Source organism: Luteibacter sp. SVR4-7G, assembly GCF_056755555.1.
This window is the reverse complement of record NZ_JBPGXO010000025.1, coordinates 21639-39295: the sequence shown is the minus strand read 5'-3', so window position 1 is coordinate 39295 and position 17657 is coordinate 21639. Positions and strand designations below refer to the sequence as shown.

The 17657-nt window shown below is 65.4% G+C and carries 19 protein-coding genes; 8 read left to right on the top strand and 11 right to left on the bottom strand.

The features are described from left to right. The first annotated feature begins 19 nt into the window (after window positions 1-19). The 3 genes from ACR9ZH_RS11250 (at window position 20) to ACR9ZH_RS11240 (ending at window position 2029) form a co-directional block, all read left to right on the top strand. The gene (locus tag ACR9ZH_RS11250) at window positions 20-637 is read left to right on the top strand and encodes a TetR/AcrR family transcriptional regulator (RefSeq protein ID WP_481290834.1); all 618 of its coding nucleotides are present in this window, start codon (window positions 20-22) and stop codon (window positions 635-637) included. Then, window positions 634-1353, top strand: a complete 720-nt coding sequence (locus ACR9ZH_RS11245) for an SDR family oxidoreductase (RefSeq protein ID WP_481290833.1) — start codon at window positions 634-636, stop codon at window positions 1351-1353. The genes ACR9ZH_RS11250 and ACR9ZH_RS11245 overlap by 4 nt, the downstream gene beginning before the upstream one ends. A gap of 97 nt (window positions 1354-1450) precedes the next feature. Continuing rightward, on the top strand, window positions 1451-2029 hold the full coding sequence (locus ACR9ZH_RS11240; RefSeq protein ID WP_481290832.1) for a hypothetical protein: 579 nt from the start codon (window positions 1451-1453) through the stop codon (window positions 2027-2029). Window positions 2030-2065: 36 nt separating this feature from the next. On the opposite strand, the gene ACR9ZH_RS11235 is transcribed toward ACR9ZH_RS11240, so the two are convergent. Continuing rightward, window positions 2066-2341, bottom strand: a complete 276-nt coding sequence (locus ACR9ZH_RS11235; protein WP_481290831.1) for a hypothetical protein — start codon at window positions 2339-2341, stop codon at window positions 2066-2068. Between ACR9ZH_RS11235 and ACR9ZH_RS11230 the strand changes: the two genes are divergently transcribed. Then, a complete protein-coding gene (locus ACR9ZH_RS11230) occupies window positions 2340-2897 on the top strand; it encodes a hypothetical protein (RefSeq protein ID WP_481290830.1) in 558 nt (185 codons plus the stop codon). The genes ACR9ZH_RS11235 and ACR9ZH_RS11230 overlap by 2 nt on opposite strands. A 17-nt stretch (window positions 2898-2914) precedes the next feature. After that, window positions 2915-3736 carry an N-acetylmuramoyl-L-alanine amidase family protein gene (locus tag ACR9ZH_RS11225; RefSeq protein WP_481290829.1) on the top strand — a complete coding sequence of 274 codons (822 nt, stop codon included), beginning with the start codon at window positions 2915-2917 and terminating at the stop codon, window positions 3734-3736. A gap of 349 nt (window positions 3737-4085) precedes the next feature. Here ACR9ZH_RS11225 and aceA read toward each other — a convergent pair whose 3' ends face one another. Together aceA and aceB are read right to left on the bottom strand one after the other, a co-directional pair. Then, entirely contained in the window at window positions 4086-5375 is a 1290-nt protein-coding gene (gene aceA, locus ACR9ZH_RS11220) for an isocitrate lyase (RefSeq protein WP_481290828.1), read from the bottom strand. A 17-nt stretch (window positions 5376-5392) separates the two neighbouring features. Next, complete coding sequence (aceB, locus tag ACR9ZH_RS11215; RefSeq protein WP_481290827.1) at window positions 5393-6991, bottom strand: malate synthase A; 1599 nt, start codon at window positions 6989-6991, stop codon at window positions 5393-5395. Between the two features lie 116 nt (window positions 6992-7107). On the opposite strand from aceB, the gene ACR9ZH_RS11210 reads away from it, so the two are divergent. Then, complete coding sequence (locus ACR9ZH_RS11210; RefSeq protein ID WP_481290826.1) at window positions 7108-8154, top strand: LysR family transcriptional regulator; 1047 nt, start codon at window positions 7108-7110, stop codon at window positions 8152-8154. A gap of 11 nt (window positions 8155-8165) precedes the next feature. On the opposite strand, the gene ACR9ZH_RS11205 is transcribed toward ACR9ZH_RS11210, so the two are convergent. The 7 genes from ACR9ZH_RS11205 to ACR9ZH_RS11175 are packed head-to-tail and all read right to left on the bottom strand — an operon-like array spanning window position 8166 to window position 12920. Continuing rightward, complete coding sequence (locus ACR9ZH_RS11205; RefSeq protein WP_481290825.1) at window positions 8166-8753, bottom strand: lysophospholipid acyltransferase family protein; 588 nt, start codon at window positions 8751-8753, stop codon at window positions 8166-8168. Beyond that, entirely contained in the window at window positions 8750-9172 is a 423-nt protein-coding gene (arfB, locus tag ACR9ZH_RS11200) for an alternative ribosome rescue aminoacyl-tRNA hydrolase ArfB (protein WP_481290824.1), read from the bottom strand. Before arfB ends, ACR9ZH_RS11205 begins: the two co-directional genes overlap by 4 nt. Before the next feature lie 13 nt (window positions 9173-9185). Continuing rightward, window positions 9186-9911, bottom strand: a complete 726-nt coding sequence (locus tag ACR9ZH_RS11195; protein WP_481290823.1) for a pseudouridine synthase — start codon at window positions 9909-9911, stop codon at window positions 9186-9188. Window positions 9912-9914: 3 nt separating this feature from the next. After that, window positions 9915-11564 (bottom strand): ubiquinone biosynthesis regulatory protein kinase UbiB, encoded by a 1650-nt coding sequence (gene ubiB, locus ACR9ZH_RS11190; protein WP_481290822.1) that lies wholly within the window; start codon window positions 11562-11564, stop codon window positions 9915-9917. Further along, window positions 11561-12229 (bottom strand): ubiquinone biosynthesis accessory factor UbiJ, encoded by a 669-nt coding sequence (locus tag ACR9ZH_RS11185; RefSeq protein ID WP_481290821.1) that lies wholly within the window; start codon window positions 12227-12229, stop codon window positions 11561-11563. The genes ubiB and ACR9ZH_RS11185 overlap by 4 nt, the downstream gene beginning before the upstream one ends. Before the next feature lie 21 nt (window positions 12230-12250). Further along, window positions 12251-12715 carry a tRNA (cytidine(34)-2'-O)-methyltransferase gene (locus ACR9ZH_RS11180; RefSeq protein WP_481290820.1) on the bottom strand — a complete coding sequence of 155 codons (465 nt, stop codon included), beginning with the start codon at window positions 12713-12715 and terminating at the stop codon, window positions 12251-12253. A gap of 7 nt (window positions 12716-12722) precedes the next feature. Further along, window positions 12723-12920: a hypothetical protein gene (locus tag ACR9ZH_RS11175; RefSeq protein WP_481290819.1), complete on the bottom strand. Its 198-nt coding sequence runs from the start codon at window positions 12918-12920 to the stop codon at window positions 12723-12725. 412 nt (window positions 12921-13332) lie between these two features. Between ACR9ZH_RS11175 and ACR9ZH_RS11170 the strand changes: the two genes are divergently transcribed. Together ACR9ZH_RS11170 and ACR9ZH_RS11165 are read left to right on the top strand one after the other, a co-directional pair. After that, window positions 13333-16188 (top strand): M16 family metallopeptidase, encoded by a 2856-nt coding sequence (locus ACR9ZH_RS11170; RefSeq protein ID WP_481290818.1) that lies wholly within the window; start codon window positions 13333-13335, stop codon window positions 16186-16188. 82 nt (window positions 16189-16270) lie between these two features. Continuing rightward, on the top strand, window positions 16271-16678 hold the full coding sequence (locus tag ACR9ZH_RS11165) for a DUF4156 domain-containing protein (RefSeq protein WP_481290817.1): 408 nt from the start codon (window positions 16271-16273) through the stop codon (window positions 16676-16678). Between the two features lie 4 nt (window positions 16679-16682). Here ACR9ZH_RS11165 and ACR9ZH_RS11160 read toward each other — a convergent pair whose 3' ends face one another. Further along, window positions 16683-17594 carry a LysR family transcriptional regulator gene (locus tag ACR9ZH_RS11160; RefSeq protein ID WP_481290862.1) on the bottom strand — a complete coding sequence of 304 codons (912 nt, stop codon included), beginning with the start codon at window positions 17592-17594 and terminating at the stop codon, window positions 16683-16685. Between the last annotated feature and the right edge of the window lie 63 nt (window positions 17595-17657).

Below are 17657 nucleotides of genomic sequence, written 5' to 3'. Positions count from 1 at the left end.
AATTTCTCGGGAGGCCGGCATGGCACGTCCACGCGCATACGATGAATCCAAGGTGCTGGCCGCAGCGGCGGACGTCTTCTGGTCCAAGGGCTACGAGGGCGCGTCCACCCGCGACCTCTCGGCCTGCACCGGGCTGAACGCGTCCAGCATCTACGCGGCCTTCGGGGACAAGCGCGAGCTGTTCCACCGGGCGCTGGATCATTACCTCTCCGCGACGCTCCGCGCGCGGATCGAACACTTCGATCTCTCGGACTCCCCTTCGGCGGCCATCCGCGGATTCTTCGCAGACATCGTCGAGCGGAGCGTCGGCGATCCCGAACGGCGCGGCTGTCTGCTCGTCAACTCGGCGCTCGAGTCCTCTCCGGAAGATACGAAGTTAAGCGAGGCCATAGCCAGCGAGTTGTCGAGCATCGAGTCCTTCTTCGAACGGCACCTCGCGAACGCAAGGCGTGCGGGCGAAATCGCCACCGATGTCTCCCCCGCGCGTTCCTCCAGGCACCTGCTTGCGCTCCTGCTTGGCATCCGCGTGCTGGCGCGCGTCCGCAGCGACCGCAAGTTACTGACCGATGCGGTACGTGAAGGACTCGCGTCGGCGGGCATTCCATTCCCGAACACTTCTCGTAGGACAACAACGTGAGCATTCAACGAACCTTCCTCGTCACCGGCGCAAGCAAGGGCATCGGCCGGGCGATCTCCGAACAGCTTGCGGAGGCCGGTCATCTCGTCGTCGGCGTGGCGCGTGGCAACGATCCCGGGTTTCCGGGTGAACTCCATTCGGTGGACCTGAGCGACAGCGAAGCGGCGCGTGCCGGTTTCGAGGAACTGGCCCGCAGGTATGCGATCGATGGCGTGATCAACAACGCCGGTACGGCGCGGATGCAGGAGCCGGGGAAGATCGACGTCGGCGATCTCGACCACATGCTTCGCCTGAACCTGCACGGCGCCATTCATGCGGTGCAGGCGGCTTTGCCGAACATGCTGGCGAAGGGCTGGGGCCGCGTCGTGAACATCTCGAGCCTCACCGTCCTGGGCCGGCGCAGGCGCTCCGCTTATGCCGCGACCAAGGCGGCCCTCGATTGCCTTACCCGAAACTGGGCGCTGGAGTTTGCCGGGAACGGCATCACGGTGAATTCGGTCGCCCCCGGCCCCATCGCCACCGAACTGTTCCGCAGCAATGCGCCCGTCGGTAGCGACGCGGAGGCGGAGTTCGTCCGGGACATCCCGATGGGACGCGTGGGCAACCCGGAAGAGATCGCCGCCGCCGTGCGGTTCTTCGTCTCGGAAGGCGCGAGCTTCGTGACGGGACAGACGCTGTTCGTCGATGGCGGCGGGTCGTTGGGCCGGGCGGCCTGAGGTGAGGAGCGCTATCGCCCAACTCGAATCCACGAACATTTCTTACGAGTAACGCTGGACGGCGGCCAGTACGCTTTCGGCATTGAAGTGAAGAGTCTTGAACGGCAGCAAGCGACCGTCCTTGGGCGCCCTGCCATTCGACTCGGAAGCTTCAATGGAAAGGTCACGAAACTCGCGCAGGCATCCATTCATCTGGTTCCTTTTCGCCGGCTTCATGGTCGGATCACCTGTTGTGAATGTGTCAGCCGCGGAGAGCGCGCGTGCCATCTGTGCACAGGCTGACGAATCTCCCAAGGCTCCCATCGAAAAGCGCATGGAGTTTGAGCCGATATTGACGGCGCTCGTACAGGATCATCTAGCCAGGGAAGAGCGTCTTCCGGGTCAGCAAGCGACTGTCGTCGCCAAAGTCTGGTACGGCGAAAAGGGCGATGCGATCAACATTGATCTGGGCAGGGGATATTTGCCTACCCACTACACGATGACGTTCGAGGAGCATGTCAACGCTATCGTCGATTTTCTTTACTACACAAAAAAGCCGACGGAAATTTCCAAGGTCAATGTCTGGTTCGATGGAAAAGACATCTTCGAATATTTCCCTGACGAACGTGGACTGCAGGATCGCGTGGGCCCCGGCACAAAATCCACGAAGTCACGACTGTCTTGCCTGAGCGCATAGCGATGGCACCATGCAAGTAGATCCTGCGAGCATGGCTTACGAATAGTGTTGGGCGACGACCGATACGCCCTTCGCATTGAAGTAACGAGTCTTGAACAGCAGCAAGCGCCAGAGCCCTGGTGCATTCTGCGATTCGAACTCGGAGGCTCCAATGGAAAAATCACGAACAACGATCGGACGACGTCTCGTATGGGTGCTTTGCGCCGGTTTCATGGCGAACGCGATGGCCACTAATGTCCCTGCCGATGCCAACCGGCTACGGCCTGCCACGGTGCCCTCGGGGTCACCGCGGGCACCGATCGGAGAGCGCATGGAACTCGAACCGGTACTGACCGCGCTGGTTCAGGAGCACCTCGCAAAGCAGGATCGCCTTCCGGGCCAGCAGCCGACGATCGTACCCAGGGTCTGGTACAGCCAAGAGGGCGATACGATCAATATCGACCTGGGTAAGGCGTACCTGCCCAGTCGTTACACGTTGAGTTTCGAGGAGCGGGTGAATGATATTGCGTCCATTCTTTATGAGGCAGAGAAGCCAACGCCCATCTATAAAGTCGATATATGGTTCGATGGCAAGGATATCTTCGACTACTTTCCAGAGGAGCGCGGGCCTGCGGATCGTGTTGTGCCGAAAGCTAGCCCAAAAGCTTCTCGCAGATTCAGGAGGGATTTGCGTAACACCAAAGTGCTCGTCGCTGCAGGCCATGGTGTTTACTACAACTCCAAGTACAAGGACTGGCGTGCTCAACGCGAATCGGTCAACTCGGTCATCGAGGATTTTGTCACCCCAGCGTTTGCACGCAATCTGGGTAAAACCTGCGCGATAGAAGCAACGCGGAGGTTTTCCTGGCGCGATCGTCGGAGATTCTGAGGCATGGCGAGAGTGGGATGCCTTGGTCGTCGATGGCGGCGCGCTATCACATCAAGGCCGTGTTGCCCGAGTCAGTATCCTTGTGGAATAGCGTCGGAGAGCGGCCGAGTGAGGAGGGTCTAGGGGAAAAGGACCAAGACACTAGGAGCCGTCCATTGTATGCGAACCATCTGGAGGCAGATGCGGTTATTCATCTGCATACGAATGCAGATGACAGGCCTTCAGTACGCGGGATACGCGTATATCATCACCCGAAGAGCGTCGAGAGTAAGCGATTCGGGGATCTGGCGCTTTGCTACATGAAGGAGAGCCTCAGTTCGAACGCGTTTTATGCGAGCTTTCCAATAGCAATGGAGAGTTCGAGATTCAATCACGGAGAGAACCGTCTTGCGAATATGCCGAGCATTATTGCAGAGCTCGGTTTTCACACGAACAAGGACGATGCATCGGCCATTCGGAATTATGTTTTTCAAGAGCTCACAACGAGAGGGCTTGAGAAGGCGTATCGCATGTTCAAGGAAGGTAACGGTTGTCAGCAGTTCGGCGCGACCTATCCCGAGGTCACCGTGATCTCCGGAGCAACTAGCGATGCTGAAGTAGTTTTCGTTGGATACCCGCGATTTCCCATCAGGTATGAGTCCAGCGTGTCCGCATGCCCGCCAGATATCATGTGCCAACGGATCATGGGGCGGTTCAAAGATCCTGGCTCTCCGCTGACGATCACGCACAGTTGCTCTTCCCGGAAGCAGATGACGATCAAATGGAACGTGACCTTCATCGATGCGGACGGGGTGGAGGCGGAAGCAGTCGCCACGATGCATTGCATGCCAAGAGCCTGATCCCTTTTACTGGCGCAAGCAGGCAAACGTTCCCCGCCGCGGCTGCTTTGCCTCTTTGCAGACTCGGCCGGCACCACTGAGGCGAAACGAGGCACTCGTCAGAGTTAATACTTATTTCATGTACTGAGTAGTTGACAAATAGAGGGGGTGGGCGGAGAATTCTGTACCAGGCAGTTCTCTTAATGGGCTGCCCGCCCCGCTCCGGTGCTGGATACCCCTCCCTCCCCCCGCTCCAGCACCGGGGCCCGGCCTTCTTCCAGCGGCGCTTCACCCATTCCCGCGCATCGGCCCGCCTTCCATGGCGCTGGCCGATTTTTCCTGTGCGAGCCTGTGGGATCCGCCAAGGGGCTCATGCCGCCGAGGCGGGACGGAACTGCTGCTCCTCGGTGGAGCCGCTCAGGGCCGAGAGCGAACTCAGCGAGCCGGCGATCACCTGGTTCACGGTGTCGAAGTACCCGGTACCGACCTCGCGCTGGTGCTTCGCGGCGGTGTAGCCGTCCTTCTCCGCCGCGAACTCCGCTTCCTGCAGTTCCACGTACGCTGCCATCTGGCGGTCGCGGTAGCCGCGGGCCAGCTGGAACATGGCGTAGTTGAGCGCGTGGAAGCCGGCCAGGGTGATGAACTGGAATGCGTAGCCCATCTCGCCCAGCCGCGTCTGGAATTCCGCGATGCCCTTCTCGTCCAGGTTCTTCTTCCAGTTGAAGCTCGGCGAGCAGTTGTAAGCGAGCTTCTTGCCCGGGTATTCGGCGTGGATCGCTGCGGCGAAGCGCTGTGCCTGCTCCATGTCCGGCGTCGCGGTTTCGCACCAGATCAGATCGGCATACGGCGCATAGGCAAGACCGCGCGCGATGGCCTGCTCGATGCCCTGGCGCGACTCATGGAAGCCTTCGACCGTGCGCCTGCCGGTGAGGAACGGCTTGTCGTGGTCGTCGATGTCGGAGGTGACCAGCCCCGCACCCATCGCATCGGTCCGCGCAACGATCAAGGTCGGCACGCCGGCGACGTCGGCGGCGAGCCGCGCGGCCACGAGTTTCTGCACCGCTTCCTGGGTGGGCACCAGCACCTTGCCGCCCATATGGCCGCACTTCTTCGCGCTGGCGAGCTGGTCTTCGAAGTGCACGCCGGCAGCGCCCGCTTCGATCATGTGCGCCATCAGTTCGTACGCGTTGAGCACGCCGCCGAAACCCGCTTCCGCGTCCGCCACGATCGGCACGAGCCAGTCGATGCTGTCCTTGCCTTCGGCGTGGTGGATCTGGTCCGCGCGCAGCAAGGTCTTGTTGATCCTGCGCACCACGTTCGGCACCGAATCCACGGGATACAGCGACTGGTCCGGGTACATCGTGCCGGCGGTGTTCGCGTCGGCGGCGACCTGCCAGCCGGACAGGTAGATCGCCTGCAGGCCGGCCTTCACCTGCTGCATCGCCTGGTTGCCCGTGAGCGCGCCCAGCGCATTGATGTACGGCTTGTCGTGGAGCGAGCGCCACAGCCGCTCCGCTCCGCGGCGCGCGAGCGTGTATTCGACCTGGACGGAACCGCGCAGGCGCAGTACGTCCTCCGCAGTGTAGGGACGCTGGATACCCTTCCAGCGTTCGTTATTCTTCCAGTCCAGCGCGATCTGTTCGGCGGTATGCGTCTTCATCGTCTTGGCTCCCGGGATCAGGACAGGTGCTCGTAAGCGGGCAGGGTGAGGAAATCGCGCAGCTCGTCGGCGTGCGTGAGTGCATGGATGAGCGCGGCCGCCTCGTCGGCGCGCCGCGCACCCGGGTTGCCGCTGTCGCGCAGGCGGTGGCAGTGCGCAGCGAGGGCATGGTCGAACAAGGCGAAGTTCACCTCCGCGTGGTCGCTGAATTCCAGCGGGCCGTGGTGCAGCCATTGCCATAGCTGGGCGCGCGCGATTTCCGCCGTGGCGGCATCCTCCATCAGGTGATGGATCGGCACGCAGCCGAGGCCGTCGAGCCAGGCGGCCGTATAGCGCAGACAGACTTCGACGTTGTTGTCGAAACCCTGCCGCGTGATCGTGCCAATGGCCGGCGCGATCAACGCGTCGCGCGACATCTCCACGTCTTCGCGCAACACGTGCAGCTGGTTCGGCGTCGGCATATGCTCGTCGAAGATCGCCTGCGCCACGGGTACGAGCGCCGGATGGGCGACCCACGTGCCGTCGTGACCGGCAGTGACTTCGCGCAGCTTGTCGGCGCGGACCTTGGCCATCGCTGCTTCGTTGGCCCCGTCGTCGCCCTTGATCGGAATCTGTGCGGCCATCCCGCCCATCGCGAACGCGCCGCGTCGATGGCAGGTCTGGATCAGCAGTTCCGAATAAGCCTTGAGGAAGGGCACGCTCATCGCGACCTGTCCGCGCTCCGGAAGCAGACGATCGGGGTGCGCCCGGAAGGTCTTCAGGTAGGAAAAGATGTAATCCCAGCGGCCGCAATTGAGGCCGACGACGCGATCGCGCAACGCATGCAGGATCTCGTGCATCTGGAACGCCGCCGGCAAGGTCTCGATGAGTACGGTCGCCTTCATCGTGCCGTGGGGCAGACCGAGTGAGGTCTCGGCGTGAGACATGACGTCATTCCACAGCGCGGCCTCTTCCATGCTCTGCAGCTTGGGGAGGTAGAAGTACGGGCCGCGATCGCGCTCGTGCAGCGCCCTGGCGTTGTGGAAAGCGAACAGGCCGAAGTCGACCAATGCACCCGCCACGACCTCGCCATCGACCTCGGCATGGCGCTCGGGCAGGTGCCACCCGCGCGGACGGACGACGAGTACCGCGGGATTCGCGCCCACGCGATACACCTTGCCCTCGGCGCTGGTGAATTCGATGGTCCCGTCCACGGCATCGCGCAGGTTGCGCTGGCCGTCCATCTGGTTGGCCCAGGTGGGCGCACTCGAGTCCTCGAAGTCGGCCATGAACACCTTCGCGCCGGAATTCAGCGCGTTGATGATCATCTTGCGTTCGACCGGGCCGGTGATCTCCACGCGGCGGTCGTGCAATGCCACCGGAATCGGCGCCACGACCCAGTCGCCGCTGCGTATCGCGGCGGTATCGGGACGGAAGTCGGGCAGTCCGCCAGCGTCGTAGCGCTGCTGGCGGGCGACCCGTTCGGCAAGGAGGGCACGGCGGCGGGCGTCGAAGCGGCGGTGGAGATCGGCAACGAGGGCCACGGCTGGCGGGCTCAGGATGTCTCGGTAGTCGTCGCCGTCGCGGCCGAAACGGACGCCGGCCAGTGGATTCATCGCGCTCTGGGGAACTGCCATGGAACGTGCTCCGGTGCGGGTATGGTTTCCACGCTAGGACCGGAGCTATGCTTTTGACAAAGCATATGTTTCAAAGATAACGTTTAACAACGTTAAACAATGTTGTAACTTATTGAATGGACAGAGGTAAATCCGTGCGACGGAAGCTGAACCCGACGTCCCGCCGCCCTGGACCGGCCCCCAGACGCGCCGTTCTCGACCCAGCCGAAGGCGAAAGCGGCCGCTTCTACTACAAGGGCAACCGTCTCAAGCAGCTGCGCGCCTTCGTCTATATCACCCGCCTCGGCACGCTCAGCCGTGCCTCTGAGGCGCTCTTTCTTTCGCAACCGTCTGTAAGCCTGCAGCTCAAGGCGCTTGAGCGGGAGCTGGGCACTCCCCTGCTCGAACGGACCCGCCGGCGCGTGACGCTCACGGACGCCGGCGAGGCGTTGTACGAGATCGCACGGCCTCTCGTGGAAGGCTTCGAAAACCTCGACAAGGCGTTCCAGGCCAGGACCCGCGGAAGCCAGGCGGGAAAACTGACCGTCGCCGCGGGAGCGTCGACGATCCAGTACCTGCTGCCCGATCTGGTGAAGGCTTACCGCGAGCGCTATCCGTCGGTGCACCTGCAACTGGCCAACGTCACGGGCAAGGACGGCCTGGCGCTGTTACGTGCGGACGAAGCCGACATCGCGATCGGCTCGATGCTCGATGTGCCACAGGACATCGCCTGGGCACCGGTCTACCACTACGACCCGATGCTCATCATGCCGCCCGGGCATCCGCTCGCCGCGAAGGACGACATCCGTCTCGAAGACCTGTCGCCTTACGGGCTCATCCTTCCGCCGCAGCGCCTTACCACGTTCCGCCTCGTCGACATGGTTTTCCAGCAGCGACACGTGCCATACACGGTGGCGATCGAAGTCGGCGGATGGGATGTCATCAAGCAGTACGTCGCCATGGGCCTGGGCATTTCCATCGTCACCGGCATCTGCATCACCGAAGCGGACAAGGAACGCCTCGTCGTGCGCAACCTGCGCCGCTACTTCCCACAGCGCAGCTATGGCGTGGTCATGCGCAAAGGCAAGTTCCTGAGCCCTGAAGCGCGCGCATTCATCGATCTGATCCGCCCCGGCTTGCTGACGCATCGCGATTATGACGAGCCAGGGCATTCCGAGCGCTGACGGCGCCAGCGTCACGCATCGCGATGCTTGCCGCGATAACCCGCGAACATCGCACGTATGCGCGCCATGTCGGCATCGGTATCGTCGGTGGCTTCCACGAGAGGGCCGACGGTGAAGGTTTTCGTCGGATAGTCGATGAAGATCGGCTGGATCGGCACGCCGGAGGCACGCGCGATGCGCAGGAAACCCGATTTCCACTGCTTCACCGGCTTGCGCGTGCCCTCCGGCGTGATGCCGAGCCACATCTTCTCGTGGCTGGCGAAGCGCGCCACCATCTGGTCGACCACATTGGTGGCCGCGGAGCGGTCGATCGGAATCATGCCGAGGCGCCGGACGGCCGGGCCATAAGGGCCGCTGAAGACCTCGCGCTTGATCATCACGCCGAGATCGAGGCCGAGGGCCGACTTCATCAGCAGCCCCCATACGCCGTCCCAGTAAGACGAATGCGGCGCACCGATCAGGATCAGCTTCGGCAGGTTCGGCAGTTCGCCGACGATGCGCCATCCGCTGAGCCCGATCGCCCAGCGGCAGAAACGCTTCCACCAGGAATCCGGGAGCGCCGGTGCGTTCGATGGGAGGGTCGGCACGACCGCGCTCACTCGCGGCTCCAGTCGCGCGAGCGCGTCTTCTTCGTCTGCGACCGCTGCGCCTTGCCTTCGAGGCGGCGCTCCTTCGACGCCCGCGTGGGCTTCGTGGCCACGCGCTTCTTCGCGACGACGGTGCCTTCGCGGAGGATCTCGGCGAGCCGTTCGCGCGCATCTTCGCGGTTTCGCGCCTGGTCGCGGAAGCGGCGCGCCTGGATGACCAGCATGCCGGCATCGGTCATGCGGCGATCGCGGCGGGCGAGGATGCGTGCGCGCACCTCGTCGGGCAGCGAGGGTGAACCGGCCACGTCGAAGCGCAGCTCGACAGCACTTTCCGTGCGGTTGACGTGCTGGCCACCGGGGCCGTCGGCGCGCGTGAAGCGTTCGATCAGTTCGGCGTCCGGAATGGCGATGGAGCGGGTCACGATAAGCATGGCGTCGCGGATTCTAGCAGCCCGGGCTGTCTGCCCATGCCGTCCATGCCCCGGCCCAGCCGAAGCGCGCCAGTAGCCGCTCCCAGGTCTCGTCGAGCCCGGCCGTCACTGTCATGGCATGCCCGTCGCGCGGATGCGCGAACGACAGCGACGCCGCGTGCAGCAGCAGGCGGTGCGAGGCGAAGTGCTGCTTGAACAGGCGGTTGTGGTCACCGCGACCGTGCTGGCTGTCGCCGACGATCGGGTGGTGGATGTGCGCGAAATGCTTGCGGATCTGGCGGAACCGGCCCGTCTTCGGTTCGGCGGCCACGAGGGCATAGCGCTGCTTCTCGTAACGCCCGAGCGGAATATCCACTTCGACCGTGGCCAGGCGCCGGTAGTCGGTGCTCGCATCCTTCTTCGGGCCGGTGTCGCGCGAGCCGGGCAGGGGATAATCCACCGTGCCTTCGGCGGGTTCAGGCCATCCTCGCACCACCGCGAGATAACGCTTGCTCACGCTGCGTCCCATGAACTGCTCGCCGAGCTGTGCCGCAATCTCCGGCGAGCGCGCGACGAGGAGCACGCCGGAGGTGGCACGATCGAGCCGGTGGGCGAGGTGCAGGCGCCCATCGACCTGCTCGCGCAGGAGGTCGATGAGGAACGCATCGTCCGGGCCGACGAACTTCGACCGGTGCACGGCGAGGTTCGCGGGCTTGTTGACGGCGACGATGTCGCCGTCCTGGTAAAGGATCTCGAGCACGGGTCAGGGAGCGCGGCGCGGCCAGCCGGCGACGAAGGCCAGCAGCCCTGCCACGGCGACGCCCGCCGCGGGCCAGGCCGCCTGCGGGGCCAGCGTGCCGATCAGGGCGGCGGAAACCAGCAAGGTCGCGCCGAGCAGTCCGCACGCGACCAGCCGGCGCATCCGCCGCGCGTCTTCGCGCAACAGTGCGAGCGCGAGCGGATCGGCAATCTGCACCTGGCGGCCGCTGGCGACCTGTTGCAGCGCGTCGCGCACGAGCTCCGGCACGCGCGGCGCGGTGTGGATCCATTCCGGCAGGCGGCGGCGCACATCGCGCAGCGTGGCTCGCAGGCTGTAGCGCTCGCGCAGGATCCGCCGCAGCACCGGATGCGCTACCGCCCAGATGTCGATGTCCGGATCGAGCATGCGGCCGACGCCTTCGATGTTGAGCAGGGTCTTCTGCAACAGGATCAGCTGCGGCTGCAGGGTCAGTTCGAAGCGGCGCGCGGTCTGGAACAGCTTCATCACCAGTTCGGCGATGGAGATCTGCGCGAGCGGACGGGTGAAGTAAGGCTCGCACACGGTGCGCACCGCGGCTTCGAGTTCGTCCAGGCGGATCGTCGACGGCATCCAGCCCGCGGCCACGTGCAACTGTGCGATGCGCGCGTAGTCGCGCTCGAACAGGGCGATGAAGTTCTCGGCCAGCCAGTACTGGTCGGCTTCCGGCAGCGAGCCCATGATGCCGAAATCGAGCGCGATGAAACGCGGCTCGTCCACGCGCGACGTGTCGACCCATATGTTCCCGGGGTGCGCATCGGCGTGGAAGAAGTTGTCGCGGAACACCTGCTCGTAAAACAACCGTACGCCTTTCTCGGCGAGCTGCTTGCGGTCGAGGCCGGCGGCGTCGATCGCGGCGATGTCGTCGGCGCTCACGCCGCGCACGCGCTCCAGGGTCAGCACGCGTTCGGTGCTGAAGTCCCAATGCACTTCCGGCACGTAGAGGTCGATGCCACTGGCGAAGTTGCGCCGGAGCAGGCTGGCGCTTGCGCCTTCGCGCTGCAGGTCGAGCTCGTTGGAGAGCATCTTCTCGACTTCGGCGACCACCTCGAGCGGACGGATCTTGTCCGCGTTCGGGTGCCAGCGCTGGGCGAGCTGGCCCAGCGCGTGCAGGAGGTCGATGTCGCGCGCGATCCGCTTGTCGATGCCCGGGCGCAGCACCTTGACCACGACTTCGCGGCCGTCGTGCAAGGTCGCCGCATGCACCTGGGCGATGGATGCGGAAGCCAGCGCCGTCTCGTCGAAAGAGGCGTAAAGCGTGCCGACCGGCGCGCGCAGCTCGCGCTCGACGATGGCGCGCGCCTCGCTGCCGGAGAACGCGGGCACCTGGTCCTGCAGCAGCGCCAGTTCGTCGGCCACGTCGGCGGGCACGAGATCGCGGCGCGTCGACAGCACCTGCCCGGCCTTGACGAAGATGGGGCCGAGCTCGGTAAGCGCGAGACGCAGGCGGGCTCCACGCGGCAGCGCGCCTACCTCGGCGGACGCGGAAGGAAACAGCGGACGCATCAGCTTCAGCGGGCGGAACAGGTGGGCGCCTTCCACGAGTTCGTCGAGCTGGTACTTGAGCAGTACGGCGGCCACGCGCAGCAGGCGCGGGGCGAGGCGCAGCGGCGTCATGCGCCGCGCTCCTTCAGGGTGCGCTCAAGCCGGGCCAACCGGGCCTCCGCACGCTCGGTGCGTTCGCGAACCGCGTCGACACCGTCGAGGAAGCCGTCCATCTCGCCCGGGGCCACGGCTACCCGGCCTTCGTCGCGCAGCCAGTCGGCGGCGTCTTCGGTGAGGTGCGAGAACGATTCCCGCGCATGCCCAAGGGCCTCGCGCAGGGCCTTCGCCAGCGGTACGCCGATGACATCGCCGAAGGTTTTCGCGAACGCTTCCTCGACGTCGGGCGCGTACTGTCGCGCCAGCTTCTCGAGACGGCGCGCCAGTTCCGCATCGCCGGCGATCTCCACCTTCCCGGGCGCCACTCCGTTGTCGTCGCGGCGCAGGGCCATGGCGAGCAGGCTGCCGGGCGAGGCATTCACGCGGAGGCTGCCGCCTTCCTCGGGCGGGCCGACGCGGAGCCGGCCCTTCTCGACCGAGATGCGGATGGCGAGCGCCGGACCGTCCAGGAAGACCTGGACGCTGCGTCCGTCGAGGGCGTCGAGGCGTGCGCGCGTATCCGGGTCGAGGTCGACGGCGCGGTTGAGCGCGGTTTCCATGGCGCGTCCGGCAAGGACACGCAGCGGACGGGGCAGGAAACGGTTGGGGCCGGTCTCGGCCGCGGAGCGATCGGGGGTCATGCCCCGGATTGTAGCTTGGCCTCAGGCCGCGCCGTCGAAGCCGGCCTGCCGCCAGGCCTCGAATACCGCCACGGCCACCGCGTTGGAGAGGTTGAGGCTGCGGTTCCCGGGTCGCATGGGCAGACGGATGCGCTGCGCTTCCGGGATGCCGTCGATCACCTCGTCGGGCAGGCCAGCGGTTTCGCAACCGAACAGCAGGGCGTCGTTTGCCTCGAAGGCCACGTCCGTATGCAGTCGCCGGCCCCGGGTCGAGAACGCGAAGACGCGCGGGCGGCCGATCGCGGTGAGGCAGGCATCCAAGTCGTCGTGGACGGCGACGCGGGCAAACTCGTGGTAATCCAGTCCGGCGCGGCGCAGACGGGTGTCGTCCAGCTCGAAGCCAAGCGGTCGCACGAGGTGCAAATCCGCGCCGGTATTGGCGCAAAGGCGGATCACGTTGCCCGTATTGGGCGGAATCTCAGGTCGGAACAGGATGACGTGGGGCATGCGCCCATTATGAGGCCGAGAACGGGCAGACGACGCCGTCCGGCGGCAGGGCGCAGACCGTGGCCGTGGCGCCCGTGCTCGCGGCACCCAGGTTGGCCAGTTGGATGGGCTCGCCGGCGTAGGTGAGCATGTTGCCGAGGATCAGGCCGCAGACCAGCAGCGAGGCCACCAGCAGGCTGCGCAGCATCAGGAGTTCGTGTTTCATGGTGTGGTTTCCTGGCATCGTGTTTCTTGCAGATCGGTCAGAACATCAGGCCGAGGGTCAGGCCGCAGATCAGCATCGAGGTGACCAGCAGGCTGCGGAGCATCAGCATTTCGTACTTCATGGCGTTCTCCACGCTGGGTGCCGGATGGACGTGCCCACCGGCTTGGCATGACTAGTAACGCAAACGCCGTGCCAGCCTTCGAGGGCCTGCAATCAGCTGAATTTCATGAGGTTTGTCATGCGGGCCAGCCAGCTTTGGTGTCCGCGGACACTGACCGCCGCCGAGCGGACACTGCGCTTGCCCGGTGGCGGACACCTTGTCCGCCGGAACGGGAACCTCATTGCGCTCGCAGGACGGCGCGGGCTAACGTCGCGGGAGTTTCGAGGCCACGAAGGCCCTGAGGAGCCGTACATGAAGAAGAGCTACGCCCTGCTCGTCGCAGGGCTGCTGTCCCTGGTTGGCGCCGCGTCCGCCACCCCCGCTTCGTCCGACGCCATTCCCGATATTCCCTACACCCGCTTCGAACTTCCGAATGGGCTCACCGTGGTGGTCCATGAGGACCACAAGGCACCCGTCGTCGCGGTCAGCATCTGGTACCACGTCGGTTCGGCCGACGAACCGGCCGGCAAGACGGGCTTCGCGCACCTCTTCGAGCACCTGATGTTCTCCGGCTCGGAGAACCGCAAGGGCACCTACTTCCAGCCGTTCGAACGGGCGGGCGCCACGGACATGAACGGCACCACGTGGTTCGACCGCACCAACTACTTCGAAACGGTGCCCACCACGGCGCTCGACATGGCGCTGTGGATGGAATCCGACCGCATGGGCCACCTGCTCGGCGCCATCGGCCAGAAGGAGCTCGACACCCAGCGCGGCGTGGTGCAGAACGAGAAGCGCCAGGACGAGAACCGTCCATATGGCCGCGTGGACGAGAACATCCTGCTCAACACCTACCCGGCCGACCATCCGTACCACCACGACACCATCGGCTCGATGGCGGACCTCGACGCGGCGTCCCTCAACGACGTCAAGAAGTGGTTCCACGATTACTACGGCGCAGCCAACACCACGCTGGTGCTTGCCGGCGACATCACCGTCGCGCAGGCGAAGGCCAAGGCCGAGAAATATTTCGGTGATATCCCCGCGGGCCCACCCGTGCCGCGCCAGCAGCCCTGGATCACCCCGCTACAGACCTCCACCCGCGGCACGCAGCACGACCAGGTCGCGCAGACGCGCATCGTGCGCACCTGGGTGGTGCCGCAGCTGGGCAGCGACGACGCCATCCAGCTCGACCTCGCGACGACCGTGCTCGGCGGCGGCAAGACGTCGCGCCTTTACCAGCGCCTCGTCTACCAGGACAAGCTTGCCGACGACGTGAGCGTGGGCATCTCGCCGTTCGCCCTCGCCAGCCAGGTGCAGCTGAGCGTCGACGTCAAGAACGGCGTCGATCCCGCGAAGGTCGAAGCCGCCATCGCCGACGTGTGGAAGGACTTCCTCGCGAAGGGTCCGACCGAGGACGAACTGGCGCGCGCCAAGGTCGTCAACAGCGCGGGCTTCATTCGCGGCCTGGAGAAGGTCGGCGGTTCCGGCAAGGCCGCGATCCTCGCCGCGGGCCAGGTGTACCGGAACGATCCCGGCGCGTACAAGAAGGACCTTGCGCGCGCGCAGGCCGCGACCGTCGCCTCCGTGCTGGCGGTGTCGAAGACCTGGCTCGCCAAGGGCGATTACACGCTGACCGTGCTCCCGGCCGGCCCGGGCTTCGATCCGGCTGCCGAAGACAAGGCGGTCGTGGGCCTGGGTGCGTCCGGCAAGAAGCCGGCGGCGGTGCTGCCCAAGCCGGCCAGTTACACGGTGACGAAGTCGGAGGTCGACCGTTCCAAGGGCGTCCCCTCCGTCGACAGCTTCCCCAACCTCGTCTTCCCGGCCTTGCAGCGCGGCAAGCTGAAGAACGGCGTGGAAGTCGTGCTGGCCGAGCGCCATACGATACCGGTCACGCAGGTGCAGCTGCTGTTTGACGCGGGCTACGCCGCGGACCAGGGCCGGAAGCTCGGCACGGCCAGCTTCACCTCCACGCTGCTCGAGGAAAGCACGAAGTCGCTCGACTCCGTCGAGGTGGCGCGGCGCAAGGAACGCCTCGGTGCCTTCGTCAACGCGAACTGCTCGCTGGATACCTGCGCCGTCGGCCTCGACGCGCTTAACGCGGAACTGAAGCCCTCGCTGGACCTCTTCGCCGACATCGTGCGCAACCCGGCGTTCAAGACGGAGGACATCGAACGGATCCGCGGCCAGTGGTTGGCCGGCATCGCGCAGGAGAAGACCGAGCCCACCGGCCTCGCGCTGCGCACCCTGCCGCCGCTGCTCTATGGCCGCAACCATGCCTATGGCATTCCGTTCACGGGCAGCGGCACCGAGGAAGCCATCGCCTCGCTGAAGGCCGACGACCTGAAGGCCTTCCAGCGCGACTACCTGCGTCCGGACAACATGCGCATCCTCGTCGCGGGCGACACCACGCTGGCGGCCATCCTGCCGCAGCTCGACGCGGTGTTCGGTGACTGGACGCCGCCGGCCACCCCGGTGCCGAAAAAGAACGTCGGCAAGGTCGCCATCCAGGCGAAGCCCCGCGTGTTCCTCATCAACCGCACCGACGCGCCGCAGTCGCTCATCCTCGCCGGTCTGGTCGCACCGTCGACCAAGGCGAAGAACGCGCTCGACCTCGGCATCGCCAACGGCGCCTTCGGCGGCACCTTCACCTCGCGCCTCAACATGAACCTGCGCGAGGAGAAGCGTTGGGCCTATGGTGCCGGCAGCATGCTGTCGGATGCGCAGGGCCAGCGGCCGATGCTCATCTATGCACCGGTGCAGACCGACAAGACGGCGGAATCCGCTGCGGAAATCCTCAAGGAAGCGAAGGGCGTCGTCGGCGCGAAGCCGCTGACGGACGACGAGATCGCGAAGATCCGCGCCCAGCGGGTGCGCGCGCTGCCGGGAAGCTTCGAGACCACCAGCGCCGTGCTCGGCGCCATGATGGGCATCGTCGTGTACGACCGGCCCGACGACTACGTGCAGACGCTGAAGCCGCGCATCGAAGCCGTCGACCGCAAGGCCGCCGAGGGTGCGCTTGCCGAAGTCATCCATCCGGATGCGCTCACCTGGGTGATCGTGGGCGACCTGCGCAAGATCGAAGCGCCCATCCGCGCGCTGAACCTCGGCGAGGTGCACGTGGTGGATGCCGATGGCAAGCCGGTGAAGACCGCCTCCAGGAAGTGAGTGGGGTGGAGGCGCGGTCGTAGATCGCGCCTCCACCGACATCCGGCTAGCATAGGCACCGACTGTTCCCCCGGAGCCACCCATGCGCAAGACCCTCCTGATCCTCCTTCCGCTCGTCCTTACCGGTTGCGACTGGGGCATCAAGCTCGACGATTCGGCGCGGAACGTGCGCACGGCATGGAATGGCGACGTCGGCAGCTGCCGCGAGCAGGGCAAGGTCACCGTGTCGGTGATGAACCGCGTCGGTCCGGTGGACCGCAACGACCTGAAGGTGCGCGACGAGCTGGAAGTGATGGCGCGCAACGAAGCCGCGAAGATGGGCGCCGACACGGTGAAGCCCCTGGGCGAACCCAGCGACGGCTCCCAGGAGTGGGGCGCCTACAGCTGTGGAAGCCGCAACGTCGCACCGGTGCGCGGCAACAATCCGCCTCCGCCGCCGGCGAATACGACGCCGCAGGGCGGTTTCGAGACGGTTCCCCTCAAGAACTGAAGCCTCAGGACATCGTCACGCCTTCGCCTGCCCGGGCCCGGAAGGTTTCGCCGACCCAGTCGATGAACACCCGCACGCGCGGCGACAGCTGGCGGCTGTGCGGATAGAGCAACGACACCGGTGACGGTGTCGGAGGCAGGTGCGGCAGCACCTCCACCAGCGTCCCGTCGGCCAGGTCCGCAGCCACGTGGTAACGCGGCACCTGGGTGAGGCCGAGGCCGAGGCGTACCAGCATGGTGTTCGTTTCCGCACCGGCGACCGTTACGACGGAGGGCAGGTTGACGTGGTGGATTTCGCCGCCGTCCACGAATTCCAGCGGCAGGGTGCCGCCAGTCGCCGATGACAGGAAGCCGATGGCGAAGTGGCCTTCGAGGTCCGCCAGCGATTCCGGGATGCCGTGCCGCGCGAGGTAGTCCGGACTGGCGCAAGTGACCTCGTCCAGCATCGCGATGCGCCGCCCCACCATGCTGCTGTCGTGGAGGTCGCCGACGCGCAGCACACAGTCCACGCCTTCGCGCACCAGGTCCACCCAGCGCTCGCCTTCGCCGATGTGCACGCGCAGGCCGGGATATCGCGCGAGGAAGTCAGGAAGGGCGGGAAGCACGAACGTGCGCGCCAGCGTGCCTTGCATGTCGACACGCAGCATCCCGCTGGGGCGCGAATCCACGAACGCCGCTTCGGCATCTTCGATGTCCGCCAGGATCGCGATGCAGCGGCGATGGTAGGCCTCGCCGTCCAGGGTGGGGCTGACCTGCCGCGTGGTGCGCTGGAGCAGGCGCACGCCCAGCCGGGTTTCCAGCCGCTTGATGGCCTGGGTGGCCGTCGAGCGCGGCAGGTCCAGGTCGTTCGCCGCCAGGGTGAAGCTGCGCCGCTCCACGATTCTCACGAAGAGCCGCATGGTTTCGAAGCGGTCCAGGGCCACGGCATTTGTTCCATTGTACGGAATAGTGTTGCCTGATTCTGCAAGATTATCCGGCGG

Bases quoted from the DNA above. Each gene is read 5' to 3' on its own strand.
- arfB (WP_481290824.1), bottom strand. From the start codon at position 9,172: ATGCTTATCGTGACCCGCTCCATCGCCATTCCGGACGCCGAACTGATC.
- ACR9ZH_RS11230 (WP_481290830.1), top strand. From the start codon at position 2,340: ATGGAACTCGAACCGGTACTGACCGCGCTGGTTCAGGAGCACCTCGCA.
- aceB (WP_481290827.1), bottom strand. From the start codon at position 6,991: ATGGCAGTTCCCCAGAGCGCGATGAATCCACTGGCCGGCGTCCGTTTC.
- ACR9ZH_RS11180 (WP_481290820.1), bottom strand. From the start codon at position 12,715: ATGCCCCACGTCATCCTGTTCCGACCTGAGATTCCGCCCAATACGGGC.
- ACR9ZH_RS11175 (WP_481290819.1), bottom strand. From the start codon at position 12,920: ATGAAACACGAACTCCTGATGCTGCGCAGCCTGCTGGTGGCCTCGCTG.
- ACR9ZH_RS11185 (WP_481290821.1), bottom strand. From the start codon at position 12,229: ATGACCCCCGATCGCTCCGCGGCCGAGACCGGCCCCAACCGTTTCCTG.
- ACR9ZH_RS11235 (WP_481290831.1), bottom strand. From the start codon at position 2,341: ATGCGCTCTCCGATCGGTGCCCGCGGTGACCCCGAGGGCACCGTGGCA.
- ACR9ZH_RS11225 (WP_481290829.1), top strand. From the start codon at position 2,915: ATGCCTTGGTCGTCGATGGCGGCGCGCTATCACATCAAGGCCGTGTTG.
- ACR9ZH_RS11250 (WP_481290834.1), top strand. From the start codon at position 20: ATGGCACGTCCACGCGCATACGATGAATCCAAGGTGCTGGCCGCAGCG.
- ACR9ZH_RS11165 (WP_481290817.1), top strand. From the start codon at position 16,271: ATGCGCAAGACCCTCCTGATCCTCCTTCCGCTCGTCCTTACCGGTTGC.
- ACR9ZH_RS11210 (WP_481290826.1), top strand. From the start codon at position 7,108: ATGGACAGAGGTAAATCCGTGCGACGGAAGCTGAACCCGACGTCCCGC.
- ACR9ZH_RS11170 (WP_481290818.1), top strand. From the start codon at position 13,333: ATGAAGAAGAGCTACGCCCTGCTCGTCGCAGGGCTGCTGTCCCTGGTT.
- ubiB (WP_481290822.1), bottom strand. From the start codon at position 11,564: ATGACGCCGCTGCGCCTCGCCCCGCGCCTGCTGCGCGTGGCCGCCGTA.
- aceA (WP_481290828.1), bottom strand. From the start codon at position 5,375: ATGAAGACGCATACCGCCGAACAGATCGCGCTGGACTGGAAGAATAAC.